Here is a 19204-nt window from a genome sequence, read left to right as displayed (position 1 = left end):
TTGCTTCCTTATAGAGAATTCAGAAACGCAATCAATGCATCACGTTCTTTTTTGTTCAGTGCTAGCACGTTTTGTTTGGCCGTTTCCGCTTCACCGCCGTGCCACAATACCGCTTCCATCAGATTACGGGCGCGGCCATCATGTAAGAAGTAACTATGCCCGTTTACTTCTTCGGTATAACCAATGCCCCATAGGGGTGCCGTTCGCCATTCACGGCCGTTTGCTAAGTACTCAGGACGGTTATCGGCTAAACCTTCACCCATGTCATGCAGAAGCATGTCTGTATATGGATGGATAAGCTGCTCAGAAAGCGCTGGTAACTCTGGTCGCTTCGCCGTTTTGACACTGGTCTTATGGCAGCTTTCACAGCCAGAAGCCGCAAAGATTTTCTGACCGAGTTTCACGCTAGGATCGTTCATATTTCGGCGAATAGGTACGGCTAAGTGCTGGCTGTAAAACTCAACGAAGTCGAGAATATTTTCACTCACTTCGGGTTTGCCGCCATTTGGCATGTCGTCACAAATACTTTGTTTCGAGGTACAGTTTTCATTGGGGAATAAATGGCTCGTCAGACCCACATCACCATTGAATGCTGCTGCATTTTGCTGCATTAACGTCGGTTGTCCGGCTTTCCAGCCAAAACGACCAATCGAGAAGTCGTCCTTCTCAATATCCCAAACCTTGTTTACTTTACCTGAGATACCGTCTTTATTTGCATCTTGTGCATCAGCCCATGCAAGTAGCGTTTCGTCAGGAATACTCTCTAACAAACCAAGGCCGATCATTGGCGGTGCAACACGCGCTGAAAATTCCGTATCAGGGTGCATATCGCCGTAACCTAGATCGGTAATATTCAAATGAGGTTTTCTTAGTGTCACCGTCGCGCCGTCTTTAAACTTCACTGGCACATCGGTGTACGTGATTTCGATTTTTCCTTCTGGCGTTTGATCTTGCAGGGCAAAGTCTTGGAGCTGGCCGCCATAAGTCGGCTCAGGTATAACGCCGTCTCTGATGTACGCTGTTTTTTGTTCTGACGTCATCGCAGGGATGCTCAAACGCACTAACATGGACACCGCATGCAAATCATTTTGCTCTGGAGGATGACCACGACCATCTTTGATGTGGCAGTTTTGACAACCATTTGTATTGAAAAGAGGTCCCAAACCATCTCTGGCATCGGTAGACGCTGGCGCTTGTACCCAAGGGTTGCGGAAAAAACTATTGCCCACGCTAAAATCAAGACGTTTACTCATAGGAAGGTTCGCGGCAGGAAGAGAATACGCGTTGGCGCCTTCTTTTTTCACGCTCGTTTGTCCACCAGATTTCACATCATACGCGATAGCAGTAGAAGAAAAGATCACGGCCAAGGCCGAAATTAAGTAAGGCTTCATATCATTGCTCTAAAACACAACAAGAGGGGTGGGATAACAGCGAGTTAAAACGGTAAAGGGCTCAAACGAGCCCTTTCAATTATTTTTTGTACTTTGATTAAAACTCGTGGTCTGCAGTATCAGGGCTTAGGCTATCAATGCCAATGATACCCGCAGCACGTTCAATTGAACCGGTTTGAGCAACCAATGACATGATGGTGTCATTCACTAACGTGTTGCCTTGTGCATTACCCGCTGCAATTAACTGGTCGAAGTGTTGGTTGTTCTTCTCCGCAGACGTAACCAATTTACCAACTTGATTACGCGTAACATCAAACTGCTTCTGGATCTCTTTGGCTGCTTGTTTGTCTTTTTGAGCCACTAGGTCAGCAATACTCGGACCAGAAAGCAATGTGCCGTCTTCACGCTTGTAAAGACCTGTGTAAACGTTATAGATGCCCTGCTCGTTGTAGTAATGAGAGTTGTGCGTATTGTCTGAGAAACAATCGTGCTCATCTTCTGTCGAGTTTGCTTCCAACGCCACCTTCATACGCTCACCAGCAAGCTCACCTAAAGACAATGAACCCATACCGAACAACATTTTACGTAGGCCATTATCCGCAGAATCATTAAGAAGCGTTTCACGGTAGTTGCCTTTCACTTCCGCAGACCACTGTTTTTCCATCCATTCAAGGTCTTGAACCAGTAGATCGGCTGCCGCTTTTAGGTACTCACCACGACGGTCACAGTGACCATTCGTACACTCAGAACCGACAACGAAGTCTGTGTAAGCGCGCTGACCTGCGCCTGCGTTTGTGCCGTTTAGGTCTTGACCCCAAAGTAAGAATTCAATCGCGTGGTAACCTGACGCAACGTTTGCCTCAGAACCACCTACTTCGTTGAGATCCGCTAGCAATTCTGGAGTAATGTTTGAAACGTCTAGTTTAGAAGCACCAATCTGTAAACTGGTGTTTGCGATGATGTTTGCAGCAGCGCCTTCGTTACCGAGTTCATATTGGTAATCTGTCGCTACGTAGTCAATTAGGCCTTCATCAAGTGGCCATGCATTTAACTGCCCTTCCCAGTCATCAACAATCGCGTTACCAAAACGGAATACTTCAGATTGTTGGTACGGAACGCGAGAGTCTAGCCACGCTTGTTTTACTTCTTCAAGCTTATCCGCTGATGGCGATTTTAGGAATTCGTCGATTTTTACGTCGAGCGTTTTCGCCGTTGTCACTGAGTCAGCAAAGACTGCATGTGCAACGTCTGCATAATGTTCAACGACTTGTTGTTTCGTTACTTGGGCAGCAACGGTAGAACCACTGGCAATGAGGAGTGATGCAGCAATAGATTGGACTAAAACTGTTTTTGCATTCATCTGAAGCATCCTTGTTGAGCAATTTATTTGTTTTATTCGTAGTGCTAATTATTCTTATTTGCACTATTAGTCACGAGATAATACAAATTTACAATTTATTTTCAACTCTAGATACAAAAAAAGCCTCATCATTGTGAGGCTTTTAACATGCAAAACTGATGATTTAATAAATAAAATCAGAATTTTAGATTGTGCTTACCATGAGAAACTTTTGCTTTTAGGTAGCTTTCATTACCATCTTTAATATGCGCAGAGGTATTGACAACCTCAACAATCTCGATGCCGTATTCTGCTAATTCACGGATTTTCTTAGGGTTGTTGGTCACAAGGCGAATTTTACTCACACCTAATGCTTCGAGCATTTGCGCTGCTTCAGTGAAATCACGAAGGTCATCGTCAAAACCCAAATGGTTGTTTGCTTCATAGGTGTTCATACCTTGGCTTTGCAAACGGTACGCATCAATCTTATTGTATAGACCAATACCACGACCTTCCTGACGTAGGTATAAAATAATACCGCCAGATTCGCCCATGCGTTGAATGGTTTCTTCTAATTGCTCGCCGCAATCACAGCGGGATGAGTGAAAAACATCACCAGTAAGACATTCTGAATGCATACGCACCAAAGGCGTTTCTTGCGTTTGATCCGCTTGCCTAAAGATAACTGCCACATGCTCTTTATCTGTCTTCAGGCCACGAAAAGACAGGATTTCAGCATCGATATTACTTTTAGCCCCGACTTTAAAATCTACTCTGGCACGTACTTCCGCCATATCTATACTCACTCGATTTATTGCTTGATGCGCTTGATGCGTTTTCGTTATTGCATTCATGGGATTCACTCATTGCTCTTCAACTATGGGGATTGATACCGCATTTTTCAATATAGAGATCACAATTGAGAGCAGTTATCCCCTAAAGACAGCCAAAGAGAACGACTCCCCGCGCTGACGAATTGTTATAGTATAACAATTTTGAAAAACTACAATAAAAAACCCCAGACAAATTTTGTCTGGGGTTGATAATGAGTTGCATGTAGGGGTGATGATTTAATGTGTTTGGCTACGTTTCCAAACCGTAAGCTCTATCCATACCGCTTCGAGTTCTTGAATTTCTTCTTCGGTTAATACGGCAAGAGACGATGTAACTTGAGGCAGTTTCGAGGTTTGCAATGCACGAATCTGCGAATAAAAGTCTTTTTTTAACTGTAATATAACTGAATCCACTGCGTGCACCTACTTAGTTCTTTTATTACTTCTCCAGCTCAAATCGTTGATTTTCTTTATACTGGAATCTTCATAAATTCGGAAAAATGATAACATTCTGTTTGTTATCTGCACGATTTATTTCCCATAGTGGAATAGTGGTCACATTATTGACGCTTTATCATTTTGATCGAAAATAGGATAAAAAAGATCAAAAGTAATAGAGGAAAGATCCACAACGCCGCTGTCGAATAATTAAATGGTGGCTGATACAAAACGATATTCCCATATCTCTGAACCAAATAATCTTTTACCTCTTGATCCGTGCTTCCTTCGTTTACCATCGAGTACACTTTCAATCTTAAATCTTTAGCGGCTTGTGCATTAGATTCAACAAGGTTTTGGTTTTGACATTGCGGGCATCGTAAAGCCTTGGCTAATGCGGTTGCTCTTCGTTGCAGTTCAACGGAATGAAATTCAAACAGATCAACATGCTGCGTAATTTGCTCTGCTTTGACCCAAGAAGAACACAAAGAAAACAAAACAATAATGAAGTAAGCATATTTAAAGTGAGACATTAAAATACCCCGAAAATAACGAGTTCCATTTGTCTATTGTTAACTTACCTCTATATTTGATCAAAACATTGCCACTTTGATCAATTAAGTAAGTTTCAGGCGTTCCTACTACACCAAGTTCAACCGCCAGTTGCCCATTAGGATCGGATATAACTTCGGTATATGGATTGTGTAAAGAGCTCAAATAGCGCTTAGCCGCGCTCTCTTTATCTCGATAGTTAAGGCCAACAATGGGCACACCTCGTCGAGCTAATTTGAGCAAATCATCATGTTCTTGTTTACAAACACCACACCAAGACGCCCAAACATTCAATAGCACATAACCTTGATTTTCTAGTACTGCATCGGTGATTCGATTGCCTGAAATGAGTGAGTAAGCGGTAAAATCCGGGATAGATAACACACGATTTTGTTGTATTTCTACGTTTGGTCTATCGGATAATGCCAATGTCGCGGTGACAACAAAAATCGCAACTAGCAATATGAGAACGATCAGTTTAAGCGTATTTTTCGATCTCATTACCTTTTCCCCTTAGATTCATCATACTCCCCAAAGCACTTATTACGATTAAAGCGCCACCAAACCATATCCACCAGATACCCGCCCGATATTGCACTTTAATTGCGTAGGCGCTGTTGTCGAGCTTGTCACCCAAAGTGATGTAGTAGTCTCCATGCCATAGTGATCGAATAGCGGGCTCGGTCATATTCATCACGCGTACAGGGTAATGCCGTTTCTCGGGTTGAAAGTTCAACGCCTTACCGCTCTCCAAATAAAGATCAACACTTCCCTGTTCTGCGGTGTAGTTCGGCCCAACTAACCATTCAATTCCATGATAATCAACGGTGATACCCGCTTTTTGATACGAGCTACCAGGCTCTGCCCGTAAGTTGTATTCATACGAATAGTCACTATTAAATACTGCTCCGCTTGCAGCCAACGCAAAGCCAATATGAGCAAGAAGCATAGGCATTAATTTGCTCTTGTTTTCTGCACAAAACAGCAAAAGCAAATGAGAAACCACTACCCACGTCGCTAATACCAGAGTAATCAAAGTCGTTATATGAAGCTCTTTTGTAGTAAAAACGAAAATAGTACTAACCGCAATAACATGAATACCGACAAACCCAATGGTTTTAACGGCATGAGGACTGGCTCCTTTCGTCCACTTCAACACGGGCATAAAGGCGAGAAAGGTCAGAGTAAGTAATGTAAGGGGAAAAACGAGGCTGTTAAAGTAAGGTGCCCCAACGGATATATTACCCAAGCCAAGCAGTTGATAGAGCATTGGGTAAAAGGTACCGAGGAAAACAATCGCCATACAAACAACGAGAAGTCCAATAGCGATGTATACCATGTAGGCACGACTTATTAACGAATCGAGCGTAAAACGAGGAATATGTAGCCCTCGCACAATGAGCACACCAAAAGTGACAACCACCAAAACGCTGAGAACAGCAAGAAGTACTACACCTTTGGTTGGATCAACCGCAAACGCGTGTACTGAGGTTAATACACCTGATCTCACCACAAATGTGCCGAGAATACTCAAACTGAACGTCGCAAAAGCCAATGCGTAGGTGCTCCAAATTGCTCCTTTATTACGCTTCGACAACACACCACTATGCAGTAATGCAGTACCCATTAACCAAGGCAGCAAAGACGCGTTTTCTACCGGGTCCCAAAACCACCACCCGCCCCAACCTAATTCATTGTATGCCCACCAAGCACCGATCAAAATTCCAATTGTTAGCGTACCCCAAGCAAAGAAAGCGGCACTACGGGCAACACCATACCATTCATTTATAGGTCGTTTCGCTAATAACGCAGCTAAAGCGAACGCCAGTATCGCGGCATAACCAACGTAACCCAAATACAACAGCGGCGGATGAATAATAAGCCCGATATCTTGCAACATCGGATTGAGATCTCGTCCCTCCAACGCTAGCGTCTGAGCATACTCAAAAGGATTAGACGTGGTGAGGGTAAACCAAGCGAAAATAGCAATAAGTAAGTTCATGATACCCAAGCAATCGCCTGTATATTGAGTGCAAACTGGCGACTTGATAGCAATAAAAGAGGCCCATAAGCTCAACGTAACCACCCAAAACAACATAGACCCTTGATGGCCGCCCCAAGCAGCTGCAATCTTAAACGCGATAGGTAACTGGCTGTTCGAGTGTGTAACCACATACTCAAGCGCAAAATTATCCTGAATAAAACAGACTATCAAAAGCGCCAAACAAACTAAGGAGGCTAAGCTGATAATATGAGACGTTGCGGTTTGGTGTGGCAACACTCCCTTCTTCCTCAGCGTAAAGCAAACCCAATGCAGCAGCGTCGCACATGTCGATGCGACAGCCACCAATATCAACAAAAAGAAACCGAGCTCAGCCTCCATTTTGCCTCCTTACACGATGGTCATTTGACCAGCATAGAGAATGAAAGTACGCAGCATGAGTACGCCAACCAAGCTCAACGTTGTGACCGCAAAAACGTAACTTCCCCTATGACGAACTTCTGAAGGCGTTAGCCAGTTTAGTGTCAACGGTGTGATCATTCCGATGAGCACCACCCCAACCCAGAACCACTGAGCCCAGAACCCACTCGAAATGGCATTCCAAGCCGCGGCTTCATTTTGCCCGCCACTAAAGATAAGCCCAGTAAAGAATGTCACTAAGACAAACAGCTCAAACAATACTACTGGGCGTTCAAATCCGTGTACCCAAGACACACTTGGGCTGCTGGTCGACTCTTTAAATACCAAGACGCCGAACATCAAGCATGCTGCTGCGCCAGATGACAGACTAGAGAACAGGAACAAGATTGGCAGTACTGGATTGTTTAGCATTGGGTAAGTCTTCAATGCAGACAATAAAAAGCCGGTGTATGCCGCAAGCACGATGGCTAAGAAGCCCAAGAATAATTCAATTGCGTTGTTGGCTTTCCCTGCTTTAATCAAGATGCCATCGGCAAAATCCAATAATTTACTCGGCAACTTTCCTTCGCAGAAGCTGATGATTTGATGACGGAAGATAACGCCGATCCAAACAAACAGCACTAGCATGTACACTTGGAACAAGACAACGCCCATCGACATCACGGAAGTCGGGTTGTAGTAAATCATGATCTTCCAAAACTCAAGCGGTTTAGTTAAGTGGAAAATCAAAATCACTAAGCCAGAAATAATGCCAAATGGCGCTAGCCAAGCCATTGCTTTTATAATGCCATTGTTTGCGGGATCACCTTCAATCACTTTGCGTTTTAAATAGATAGAAATCATCACCGCACCTGCTGACATCCCAGCGAGGAATAAGTAAATCGCAATAATCCAATCCCAGACTAACGAGTCAAAGTGGAATGCACTTTCGAAGCCGTTCATGATGACACCTCCCCTTTACTATGCGGAATTTTGTACAGTTTAGGCTGCGTACCTAAATGCGATTTATCGCGATAGACAACATGGCTTTCGATAGCTTTGCTCACCTCGCTAGCTGGGTCATTTAAATCACCAAAGATGAGTGCTTTTGTTGGGCAAGATTCCACGCAAGCTGGCTGCTTACCTTGCGCCAGGTTGGTATCGCGGCAGAAGTTACATTTATCCGCAGAGTGATCGACTGGATTAAAGAAGCGCACTTGATAAGGACAAGCAGCAAGGCAATAACCACATCCGACACATTTCTCTTTGTGTACATCCACAATGCCCGTCGCTTCATCTTTGTATGCTGCGCCTGTTGGGCACACATAGACACATGGTGGATTATCACAGTGCTGACAGGATTCGCGAGTAAACTGGTATTCCACATCTGGGAATTCGCCAATCGGTTCACTGCGATGAATTTTAAGTCGCGTCACGCCTTCAGGGACTTTATTTACTTCGCGACAAGCATCGGTACAAGCGGTACAGCCAATGCAGGCATTTTCATCATGAACCATACCCATGCGCTTCGCTTGTTCACTGTTGCTGGCATAAAGAGAGGAGCTAACAACGGAAGTGCCCGCAACGCCTGTAGTTAAAATCAACGCGCCGCTGCCGGCTAAAAAGTTTCTTCTCGAACATTTCATGCTATCTCTCCTCTTCTTTGGCAAGTTCAGGTTCGACGGCAAATTCAGAGTGACAATCCACACACTGCTTGATCAGTTGTTTTCTGTCGTACGACAACGCTTTGGTTTTCGCTGCGTGTACATCGTGGCAATTTGAACAAGTGAGATTCTTGGCGTGCACATCGTGCGTCCAATGCTTTTCTCTTAACTTAAGTGGCGCGTGACAATCCACACACTGGCTATTAGCTTTGAGAATCAAGCTTGGGTCAAGGGACACTTTGTCGTGCACCGCTTTCGATTGCGCAGCAGAAAACTTAATCACATCGGGTGCACCTTCACGGTGATCAGGGCCGATGTTGCTGTGACAGTTAGTGCAATTGAGCTGCTTACCTTGACTCAATAACGCTTGCGAATCATGCGATAGATTCAGAGTATCTTTAGCATCCTTATGACATTGAAGACATTTATAGTCTCGGTCACGAATCAACTCGACTTGATGACGCTCAGCTTGAGCACCTTCAACTGGCTCTGAAGAAGTCGCATGGGCGGCGGTGAAAAAACCATAGATGGCAAAGATGAAGAGAAATTTCAGCATTGTCTCTATGGTCAATTTTATATTGCCCATATTTTTCTTTCCTTAGCTCGATAATAATTGATAACTCTTATCAACTATTATTTGAGCAACAATTAATTTCCTCTGAAGATATTTTTACACCTTCAAATGACATCAATTCTTATTTTGGAAAGCCACAACGCTAAACCTGCATTTATAATACCTCTATAATTCCTAAGAGGTAGAATCACATGTTCAAAAAGCGACCTTAATCACCTTATTTTTAGAATGGTTATACCCATAACACGCTGTGATTAAAGGGGATTACAACATACCACTTTAGGGGTATATGAACTTAAACATGATTAAGATCACTAGCATAAATTGATCTAAAACAAGGCCAATTTCGGTCACTATTTCATCTATTCAATTCACTATTAATATTAACGATAGATCTCCGATTCTTATTTGGAATAGCTCCTCACAACGCTGCTAATAAAAACGAATATGGAGATAACACCGTGAGCATAAAACACTGGATGAGCGCACCTATCGCGGTTGCGACCTTATTCGCCAGCCAATTATTTTTGGTTGGTGCTCCTTTGGCGGCAGAAGATACTGGTCTCATAGAGCCTCGCAATGATACCTTTGAACAAAACCATCCTGACCAATATTACTCTTGGAAAGCCACATCGGAAAGCGAGCATATTGAAGATGCCTTAAGTGAAGACCCAAACATGGTGATCTTGTGGGCTGGTTATGGTTTTGCTAAAGACTACAACAAAGCGCGCGGTCACTTTTACGCGCTTGATGATGTGAGGCAAACCCTCAGAACTGGCGCACCAGCAGACGAAAACTCCGGGCCAATGCCGATGGCTTGTTGGAGTTGTAAAAGCCCAGATGTCGCCCGCGTAATTGAAGAGCGCGGTGAAGACGGCTATTTTGAAGGTAAATGGGCGCGCTTGGGCTCAGAAATCGTCAACCCTATCGGTTGTTCCGACTGTCACAATACGGGTTCTGAAGCCTTCAAGAAGGGCGAACCCGCACTGGCACTGACTCGCCCATACGTCGAGCGTGCTTTTGACACCATCGGCAAAAATTTTGACCAACAATCTCGCTTAGATAAACAAGCGTCAGTCTGCGCTCAATGTCATGTCGAGTACTACTTCACAGGTCCGACTAAAGCAGTCAAATTCCCGTGGGACATGGGGACCAACGTCGCTGATATGGAGAAATACTACGACGCGTTGAACTTTAAAGATTGGACGCACGCCGTTTCAAAAGCACCAATGCTCAAGGCACAACACCCAGGTTTCGAAACTTGGAGAGCGGGTATTCATGGCAAAAACAAAGTGGTGTGTGTGGACTGTCACATGCCTAAAGTAACCAAAGAAGACGGTACGGTATACACTGACCACAAAGTGGGTAACCCGTTTGATCGTTTTGAAGACACCTGTGCGCAATGCCATACTCAAACCAAAGAGCAGCTACAAGGCATCGTTTCGACTCGCAAAGCGCAAGTACTAAACATGAAGCTAACCGCCGAGAAGCAAATTGTGGCGGCGCACTTTGAAGCTGGTGCAGCATGGGAAGCAGGGGCAACAGAAGAAGAGATGCAACCTATCCTACAAGATATTCGCCATGCACAATGGCGTTGGGACTACGCGATTGCTTCTCACGGTGTTCACATGCATGCTCCTGAGGTAGCACTTGAAGTACTCGGTACCGCAGTTGATCGCGCTGCTGACGCTCGTACTAAGTTAGTTCGTTTACTGGCAACAAAAGGTATTACTGACCCAGTTCAAATTCCAGATATCTCGACCAAAGCAAAAGCGCAACAAGCACTAGGTATGGATATGGAAAAGATGAACGCAGACAAGAAACACTTCCTAGAAACGGTGGCACCAGAATGGGATAAAGCAGCTGCTGAGCGCGAAGCAACGTACTGATCAGTATCGATTACACTAGGTTAAATGGATAAAACGAAGGGCGCACGTTGCGCCCTTTTTGTTTGATAGAAGGCAGAGGAAAACAGATTAGCGACGAGGAAGTCTCGGCCTAGGCTGAATATGTGGACGTGTTTTAGGCATCTGCACATTTGGGCGTGTAACTGGGCGCTGGATCTTCGTTTCCGGCAATGCTTTTCTTTGTTGAAGCTTTTCTGCCACGGCTTTGTCTTGTAAAGCCGTAGGCTCGATGCGCTCGGGGCGGTTCTCCCACTTGGTTTGAATCTCCTGCTTTTGCTCGTCAGGCAGCGATTGCCAATGATCGTCAAGCTGTCGCTTCATGTTATCGATATTGGCGGACATATCATCGTCTTTCCAATCTTCGACTTTGTCTTTGATGGATTGCTGTTGCTCTTCATCCAAGCCATTCCACCACTCTTCTAGTTTCTCTTTGTATTCATCGTCGTTGTCGCAACAACCCGGATAGTAATAAATCCAGTAGTCGTCATGATCGTACCACCAAGGGTCGTAATAACCGGAAGAGTAATAAACCGTAGATGAGGTGCCAGAATGTTCGGAAGAGCTACAACCCACTAACACGGAGCCGCACAGCACCACAAATATTCCGAACGCTTTATTCTTCATTCGTCCCCCACCTTTCTTCTATTACTTATTAGAGTCTACGCCTACAACAGCTCTTTCGCTTTATTGATCGAGTTAATAATTTGTACTCGATCTAAGCTTGGGTCGTTCGAGTCGAGTAATAGCACCCAAGTATCAATGGCTTCCTGAAAGCGGAATGACAGAAAATGATCATTGGCAATCAACGACAAAGCCGCTTCATTATGCGGTTCTATCTGCAAAGCTTGTTCTAGAAGCAAACTGACTTCTTGCGTCATTGATTGCTGGTGAATGTAGTATAAGGTCGTTGCTTTCGCAGCAAGTTGCGTGGCACCGACTGGCTCAGTTAGTTGGATGGCGTAATCAAAACAAATCAGTGCGCCATCCAGTTCTCCCTCTAGCAGGTAGCCCTGCCCTAACTGAAACCACAATTCGGCATTGTTTGGGTCTTCACGTAATTGGTCTTGAATTTCCTGCATGATATCGCGAGCAGTCATCATTCGAGAGACTTCAGCTTGAATAGGTTGTGGAGGAGATTGACGCAACAATAAGAAGCTAGCGCTGGTTAACACTAGTACCAAAGCACAAAAACCGAACCATTGTGCCGCTCTTACTCTTGAAGCGCTGAGCGATAATACGACGACGAATAATCCCATCAAAGTGATGGCAATGAAAAACCAAACAGACATAACGCGCTCCCTAGACAAACTGAGTATTAGTGTACTGGTTTAATGCTTGTATTGCGTTGATACAGGTACAAAAAAGCCGAGCAACTGAGGCTCGGCTTTTTACATTAGAATAGTGACGAAAGATTACTCTTCGTTACCTTCCTCTGCATCATCAGCGGCTGGCGCTTCTGGAGTATCTTGCTGCGTATTTTCGTCTGTTGACTCTAACGCTTCTGCTTCTTCACCAGCAGGCAGCTCTTCGTCATCAACTTCTTCGATACGTTGCAAACCAACAACAGATTCGTCTTCCGCAGTACGGATAAGCGTTACACCTTGCGTGTTACGACCAACCTGGCTAACTTCACCAACACGAGTACGTACTAGCGTACCAGCGTCGGTGATCATCATCATTTCATCACCTTCAACAACCTGGATAGCACCAACTACCGGGCCGTTTCGCTCAGAAACTTTGATAGAAACGACACCTTGAGTGCCACGACCTTTTGTCGGGTACTCGCTCAGCGCTGTACGTTTACCATAACCGTTTTCTGTAACCGTTAGGATGTCGCCTTCGTGTGAAGGAACGATAAGTGATACAACTTGGTCATTTTCAGCCAGTTTCATACCACGAACACCAGAGGCGGTACGACCCATAGGACGAACACCTTTAAACTTGATCTCTGGCTGACCGTTCTCATCAAGAACTGGCTTACCATTTTCGTCAAGTACTGGAATTTCTTCTGCTTCTTTAAAGCGAACCACTTTACCCGCTTTAGAGAACAGCATGATTTCGTTTTCGCCGTTAGTGATATCCACACCGATTAACGAATCGTCTTCACGTAGGTTTACCGCAATCAGGCCATTTGAACGAACATTTGCAAATTGGTTCAACGGCGTTTTCTTAACCGTACCGTCACCTGTTGCCATGAAGATGAATTTGTCTTCAGAGAATTCATCAACACGCAGAATCGCGGTAATGCGCTCACCTTCTTCTAGTGGAAGGATGTTCACAATTGGCTTACCACGAGCAGTGCGGCTCGCTAGAGGCAATTGGTAAACTTTCAGACGGTATGTTTTACCGCGAGTAGAGAAACACAAGATGTTATCGTGGGTATTCGCCACTAGAAGACGCTCGATATGGTCTTCATCTTTCATCTTGGTCGCACTCTTACCTTTACCACCACGGCGCTGTGACTCGTAGTCGCTCAGTACTTGGTACTTAACGTAACCACCGTGCGATAGAGTAACCACAACGTCTTCACGTGCGATCAGCTCTTCCATGTCGATATCATGGCTCGCAGCTGTGATTTCTGTACGACGAGCATCACCAAAGCCGTCACGAACCGCTTCAAGTTCTTCGCGGATCACTTCCATCAAACGCTCAGTGCTTGCAAGGATATGCATGAGTTCAGCGATTTCTTCTAGAAGTGTTTTGTATTCGCCAAGAATCTTCTCGTGTTCTAGACCTGTTAGTTTATGTAAACGTAGATCTAGAATTGCTTGTGCTTGTTGCTCAGTCAGGAAGTACTGACCATCGCGGATACCATATTGAGGCTCTAGCCACTCAGGGCGTGCTGCATCAGTACCTGCACGCTCTAGCATTGCTGAAACGTTGCCTAAATCCCAACCACGAGCAATAAGACCCGCTTTTGCTTCAGCAGGAGTCGGCGCTTTACGAATTAGGTCGATGATTTCATCGATGTTCGCTAGTGCAAGTGCCAGACCTTCAAGGATGTGGGCACGTTCACGCGCTTTACGTAGTTCGAAAATAGTACGACGAGTCACAACTTCACGACGGTGATCAACGAAGCACTTCAACATATCTTTCAGGTTGAATAGCTGTGGTTGGCCATTGTTTAGGGCCACCATGTTGATACCGAAAGTGGTTTGCAACTGAGTCTGAGCGTATAGGTTGTTTAGAACCACTTCGCCCACAGCGTCGCGCTTACATTCAATAACAATACGCATACCGTCTTTATCTGACTCGTCGCGTAGTGCACTGATGCCTTCAACTTTCTTATCTTTAACTAGCTCAGCGATCTTTTCGATCAAGCGAGCTTTGTTTACCTGATATGGGATCTCAGTGACGATGATGGTTTCTTTACCATTCTTCTCCACTTCGATGTCCGCTTTCGAACGCATGTAGATTTTGCCGCGACCTGTTTTGTACGCGTCTACAATGCCTTTACGACCGCTGATCAGCGCCGCCGTTGGGAAATCAGGACCAGGAATGTAATCCATTAGTTCATCAATAGTGATTTCTTCATTATTGATGTATGCAAGACAGCCATCGATCACTTCGCCAAGGTTATGAGGCGGGATGTTGGTTGCCATACCTACTGCGATACCAGAAGCACCGTTAACCAATAGGTTTGGAATTTTAGTTGGAAGAACCGCTGGGATCTGCTCAGTACCGTCGTAGTTTGGTACGTAGTCTACGGTCTCTTTGTCTAGGTCAGCCAATAGTTCATGGGCAATTTTTGCCATTCGAACTTCGGTGTAACGCATTGCCGCAGCAGAGTCGCCATCGATCGAGCCAAAGTTACCTTGACCATCGACCAGCATGTAACGAAGCGAGAACGGCTGAGCCATACGTACGATTGTGTCGTACACAGCACTATCACCGTGTGGGTGATATTTACCGATTACGTCGCCGACAACACGGGCTGATTTTTTATATGGTTTGTTCCAATCGTTGCCTAGTACGTTCATCGCGAATAAAACGCGGCGGTGTACTGGTTTTAGGCCATCACGCACATCTGGAAGAGCACGACCCACGATGACTGACATCGCATAGTCTAGATATGAACCTCTAAGCTCATCTTCAATGTTTACGGGCGTGATCTCTTTAGCTAAATCGCTCATAGAGCCATTATCCCTCTATTATCTGATCGTAATTACGATACGTGTAAGGTGCAAAAATATAACACACAATTCATCACTTCGGCATCACTTTCCCTCTCCTTTTATCAGGTTGTGAGCTTGGTTATGAATCAAATGTCGAGAATTTGCACACTCATCCCATATCTTTCTGATTAGTGGTTATATTTCGGTCAATATTGAGCAAAATCGGACTCTTTACGCGGAAAAGCGAGGTAAATTCCTTTAACCACACAACGCGAAAATGCAGGTTTTAGAGTATTGTCACTGGCACTAGTTCAAGGATGAACCAAAAACAATAGCTAGCGCTTTCAAAATTACAGGAACCTGTCGCGTTTGCCGCGCCAGTGAACTCTGTCATTGTCCCTTCACTAAGCACATCGAGGTTGTTTGGGGATAAAACGTTGGAGTATACTGGCGCCCTCTAAAGGACTCAGATTGAATGCAATAAAACCAATTATGACTAAAGCACAAAACGTCGACCCAAGTGAAATTAAGAAATTCGAGGACATGGCTTCTCGATGGTGGGATTTAGAAGGCGAGTTTAAGCCACTTCATCAAATTAACCCCCTTCGTTTGAACTATGTACTTGAAAAAGCAAATGGCTTGTTTGGCAAGCGTGCACTTGATGTCGGCTGTGGTGGTGGCATTCTTGCTGAAAGCATGGCGAAAGAAGGCGCTATTGTTACTGGACTTGATATGGGCAAAGAACCTTTAGAAGTCGCACGACTACATGCATTAGAAACAGGTACTCAACTGACCTACATTCAGAGCACAATAGAAGACCACGCTATAGAAAACGCAGGGACTTACGATGTCGTGACTTGTATGGAGATGCTTGAACACGTTCCAGATCCTCTCTCCGTTATCCGCTCTTGTGCTGCCCTAGTAAAACCTGGTGGTCACGTGTTTTTCTCAACCTTGAACCGAAACATCAAGTCATACTTGTTTGCTATTGTCGGTGCAGAGAAGCTTCTTAAGATTGTTCCTGAGGGGACTCACGAGCACGAGAAGTTTATCAAGCCTGCCGAAATGATGAAGATGATAGACCAAACAGACCTAACGGAAATGGGCATTACGGGCCTGCATTACAACCCTCTTAATGACAGTTACAAACTCGGCCGTAATGTAGATGTAAACTACATCGTTCATACTAAAAAATACTGAACGCCGTTATGTTAAAAAATGCGTTTTGTGATTGACATTTTTTGTAGAAAATGAATCGAAAGCGGTAGCACAAAGTTGCCGCTTTTTTTGTCTTTTTATGCCTAAAATTCGTGCTCTAGATTCCATTTTAACCAACCTATTTTTCGTAGATAAAAACGGCCAAAGATCAAGGAAAATATTTTTGCATGCGGTTATTTCTAAACCGATCTCAAAACCGTGCTTTTAACCATTCAAGTCTGCCCTTTTCTCATCGGTTAGTGTTCACTTACTGATTTTTTTCATTTTGTCAGTTATCCACAAGTCATCCCCGATCTGTACCTTGATAAATCAGTGTAATAGCACTATCTTGTAACCCGCAAACAAATGAACCCCTATATGTTGTGTTTAAGCGACAATATATAGATAGACTTTGATCACAAAGCCGCCGCAAGCTTTACTCATATTGCACATAAACAAACAAAAATACGGCTTTTATCAGTTTTCTTAGGGAAATAAAGCAGAATGAACCAACAACTTACCGTCACCAAGCGTGATGGCCGTAAAGAAAGTATCGATCTGGATAAAATCCACCGCGTTATCACTTGGGCTGCAGAAGGTCTAGATAATGTTTCGGTTTCTCAAGTAGAACTTCGCGCTCACATCCAGTTTTACGACGGCATCACAACGACAGATATTCACGAGACAATCATCAAGTCTGCGGCAGACCTGATCTCTGAAGAGACTCCGGATTACCAATACCTAGCTGCTCGCCTAGCGGTATTCCATCTGCGTAAAAAAGCGTATGGCCAATACGAGCCACCAACGCTTTATGATCACGTGTCTCGACTCGTCGATATGGGTAAGTACGATCAACATATTCTAGAAGACTACACAAAAGCAGAACTCGACGAACTTGATGCGTACATCGACCATAAACGCGACCTAAACTTCTCATACGCGGCAGTTAAGCAGCTAGAGGGCAAGTACTTCGTACAAAACCGTGTAACGGGCCAAATTTACGAAAGTGCTCAGTTCTTATATATCCTTGTAGCAGCGTGCCTATTTGCGAAATATCCAAAAGCAACGCGTCTTGATTACATCAAGCGTTTCTACGATGCGACATCGACATTTAAGATTTCTCTACCTACGCCAATTATGTCTGGCGTACGTACCCCTACTCGCCAGTTCAGCTCATGTGTTCTGATCGAGTGTGGCGACAGTCTTGATTCTATCAACGCAACAGCAAGCTCGATTGTTCGTTACGTATCTCAGCGCGCTGGTATTGGTATCAACGCTGGTCGTATCCGTGCATTAGGCTCAGAGATTCGCGGTGGTGAAGCGTTCCACACTGGCTGTATCCCGTTCTACAAATACTTCCAAACCGCAGTAAAATGTTGTTCGCAAGGTGGTGTTCGTGGTGGCGCAGCGACTGTATTCTACCCAATGTGGCACGGCGAAGCTCGCTCTCTAATGGTGCTTAAAAACAACCGTGGTGTTGAAGAGAACCGTGTTCGTCACATGGACTACGGTGTTCAGTTAAACAAACTGATGTACCAACGTTTAGTTGAGGGTGGCAACATCACACTATTCTCACCTTCAGACGTACCGGGTCTATACGACGCATTCTTCGAAAACCAAGAAGAGTTTGAGCGTCTATACGTGAAGTACGAGAACGATCCTTCAATCAAGAAAGAAACGGTTAAAGCGATTGAAATGTTCACACTGCTAATGCAAGAGCGTGCATCAACAGGTCGTATCTACATTCAGAACGTGGACCACTGTAATACTCACAGCCCATTTGATTCTGAAGTAGCGCCAGTTCGTCAATCGAACCTATGTCTAGAAATCGCACTGCCAACGAAGCCATTAACTAACGTTGAAGATGACTCGGGCGAGATCGCACTATGTACGCTTTCTGCCTTCAACCTTGGTGCTATCAAGTCTCTAGATGATTTCGAAGAGCTATCTGATCTTGTTGTTCGTGCGCTAGATGCACTGCTTGATTATCAAGATTACCCTCTACCAGCGGCATACAAATCGACGATGAACCGTCGTACGCTAGGTGTTGGTGTGATCAACTTCGCTTACTACTTAGCGAAGCATGGCGTGAAATACTCTGACGGTAGCGCAAATGGCCTGACTCACCGTACGTTCGAAGCAATGCAGTACTACCTACTAAAAGCATCGGTAGAACTGGCGAAAGAGCAAGGCAAGTGCCCTTCATTCGACGAAACGAACTACGCGAAAGGCTTACTGCCGATTGATACGTACAAGAAAGATATCGACCTAATTTGTGACGAAGCGCTGCACTACGACTGGGACAGCCTACGTAAAGAAATTATGGAGCACGGCCTACGTAACTCAACACTGACTGCGCTAATGCCTTCTGAGACCTCTTCTCAGATTTCAAACGCAACTAACGGTATTGAGCCACCACGTGGTTATGTTTCAGTAAAAGCTTCGAAAGACGGTATTCTGAAGCAAGTTGTACCTGAGTTCACTGAACTTAAAGACAACTATGAACTGCTTTGGAACATCGGTTCGAACGACGGTTACCTACATCTTGTGGGTATTATGCAGAAGTTTGTTGACCAAGCTATCTCTGCTAATACTAACTACGACCCGTCACGTTACGAGACTGGCAAGGTACCAATGAAGAAACTACTTCAAGACCTGCTAACAGCGTACAAGTTTGGTGTGAAAACGCTTTACTACCATAACACTCGTGATGGCGCAAAAGATGAACAGAAAGACGCTGTTCAACCACAAGATGACGATTGTGCTGGCGGCGGTTGTAAGATTTAATCTACC

16 protein-coding genes are annotated in these 19204 nt (G+C 44.7%); 3 read left to right on the top strand and 13 right to left on the bottom strand.

Features of this window, described 5'->3' with window-relative positions; translation table 11 throughout:
• Positions 1-8: 8 nt before the first annotated feature.
• The 10 genes from FR741_RS06040 to nrfB form a co-directional block, all read right to left on the bottom strand.
• Entirely contained in the window at positions 9-1391 is a 1383-nt protein-coding gene (locus tag FR741_RS06040) for a di-heme oxidoreductase family protein (RefSeq protein WP_167426426.1), read from the bottom strand.
• 97 nt (positions 1392-1488) lie between these two features.
• Positions 1489-2751, bottom strand: coding sequence for an imelysin family protein (locus tag FR741_RS06035; RefSeq protein WP_046876199.1), 1263 nt, complete (start codon positions 2749-2751; stop codon positions 1489-1491).
• Positions 2752-2927: 176 nt separating this feature from the next.
• The gene (locus tag FR741_RS06030) at positions 2928-3584 is read right to left on the bottom strand and encodes a GTP cyclohydrolase II (RefSeq protein ID WP_005394759.1); all 657 of its coding nucleotides are present in this window, start codon (positions 3582-3584) and stop codon (positions 2928-2930) included.
• A 216-nt stretch (positions 3585-3800) separates the two neighbouring features.
• On the bottom strand, positions 3801-3977 hold the full coding sequence (locus FR741_RS06025; RefSeq protein WP_005394761.1) for a hypothetical protein: 177 nt from the start codon (positions 3975-3977) through the stop codon (positions 3801-3803).
• Between the two features lie 146 nt (positions 3978-4123).
• Positions 4124-4534 (bottom strand): heme lyase NrfEFG subunit NrfF, encoded by a 411-nt coding sequence (gene nrfF, locus FR741_RS06020; protein ID WP_167426425.1) that lies wholly within the window; start codon positions 4532-4534, stop codon positions 4124-4126.
• Positions 4521-5054, bottom strand: coding sequence for a DsbE family thiol:disulfide interchange protein (locus FR741_RS06015; RefSeq protein ID WP_167426424.1), 534 nt, complete (start codon positions 5052-5054; stop codon positions 4521-4523). Before FR741_RS06015 ends, nrfF begins: the two co-directional genes overlap by 14 nt.
• Positions 5032-6936: a heme lyase CcmF/NrfE family subunit gene (locus FR741_RS06010; protein WP_167426423.1), complete on the bottom strand. Its 1905-nt coding sequence runs from the start codon at positions 6934-6936 to the stop codon at positions 5032-5034. The genes FR741_RS06015 and FR741_RS06010 overlap by 23 nt, the downstream gene beginning before the upstream one ends.
• Before the next feature lie 9 nt (positions 6937-6945).
• Positions 6946-7917: a cytochrome c nitrite reductase subunit NrfD gene (gene nrfD / locus FR741_RS06005; RefSeq protein ID WP_167426422.1), complete on the bottom strand. Its 972-nt coding sequence runs from the start codon at positions 7915-7917 to the stop codon at positions 6946-6948.
• Positions 7914-8600, bottom strand: a complete 687-nt coding sequence (gene nrfC, locus FR741_RS06000) for a cytochrome c nitrite reductase Fe-S protein (protein ID WP_167426421.1) — start codon at positions 8598-8600, stop codon at positions 7914-7916. Before nrfC ends, nrfD begins: the two co-directional genes overlap by 4 nt.
• 1 nt (position 8601) lies before the next feature.
• Complete coding sequence (gene nrfB / locus FR741_RS05995; RefSeq protein ID WP_012841633.1) at positions 8602-9204, bottom strand: cytochrome c nitrite reductase pentaheme subunit; 603 nt, start codon at positions 9202-9204, stop codon at positions 8602-8604.
• A gap of 467 nt (positions 9205-9671) precedes the next feature.
• On the opposite strand from nrfB, the gene nrfA reads away from it, so the two are divergent.
• The gene (nrfA, locus tag FR741_RS05990; RefSeq protein WP_408646618.1) at positions 9672-11081 is read left to right on the top strand and encodes an ammonia-forming nitrite reductase cytochrome c552 subunit; all 1410 of its coding nucleotides are present in this window, start codon (positions 9672-9674) and stop codon (positions 11079-11081) included.
• Between the two features lie 87 nt (positions 11082-11168).
• Here the strand turns inward: nrfA and FR741_RS05985 are convergent, their stop codons facing one another.
• From FR741_RS05985 to gyrA, 3 genes are all read right to left on the bottom strand, one after another.
• Positions 11169-11723, bottom strand: coding sequence for a hypothetical protein (locus FR741_RS05985; protein WP_104971905.1), 555 nt, complete (start codon positions 11721-11723; stop codon positions 11169-11171).
• Positions 11724-11764: 41 nt separating this feature from the next.
• Positions 11765-12388 carry a TPR domain-containing protein gene (locus FR741_RS05980; protein ID WP_006743142.1) on the bottom strand — a complete coding sequence of 208 codons (624 nt, stop codon included), beginning with the start codon at positions 12386-12388 and terminating at the stop codon, positions 11765-11767.
• 123 nt (positions 12389-12511) lie between these two features.
• Positions 12512-15232 carry a DNA topoisomerase (ATP-hydrolyzing) subunit A gene (gene gyrA, locus FR741_RS05975; RefSeq protein ID WP_167426419.1) on the bottom strand — a complete coding sequence of 907 codons (2721 nt, stop codon included), beginning with the start codon at positions 15230-15232 and terminating at the stop codon, positions 12512-12514.
• A 474-nt stretch (positions 15233-15706) separates the two neighbouring features.
• Between gyrA and ubiG the strand changes: the two genes are divergently transcribed.
• Entirely contained in the window at positions 15707-16414 is a 708-nt protein-coding gene (gene ubiG / locus FR741_RS05970; RefSeq protein WP_031780424.1) for a bifunctional 2-polyprenyl-6-hydroxyphenol methylase/3-demethylubiquinol 3-O-methyltransferase UbiG, read from the top strand.
• 501 nt (positions 16415-16915) lie between these two features.
• Positions 16916-19198, top strand: a complete 2283-nt coding sequence (nrdA, locus tag FR741_RS05965; protein WP_005394788.1) for a class 1a ribonucleoside-diphosphate reductase subunit alpha — start codon at positions 16916-16918, stop codon at positions 19196-19198.
• The last annotated feature ends 6 nt before the right edge of the window (positions 19199-19204 follow it).

Origin of the sequence: Vibrio diabolicus, assembly GCF_011801455.1 — a bacterium.
Taxonomy (GTDB): domain Bacteria; phylum Pseudomonadota; class Gammaproteobacteria; order Enterobacterales; family Vibrionaceae; genus Vibrio; species Vibrio diabolicus.
Note: the sequence above shows the minus strand (reverse complement) of the source record. Positions and strands in the feature narration are given on the sequence as shown.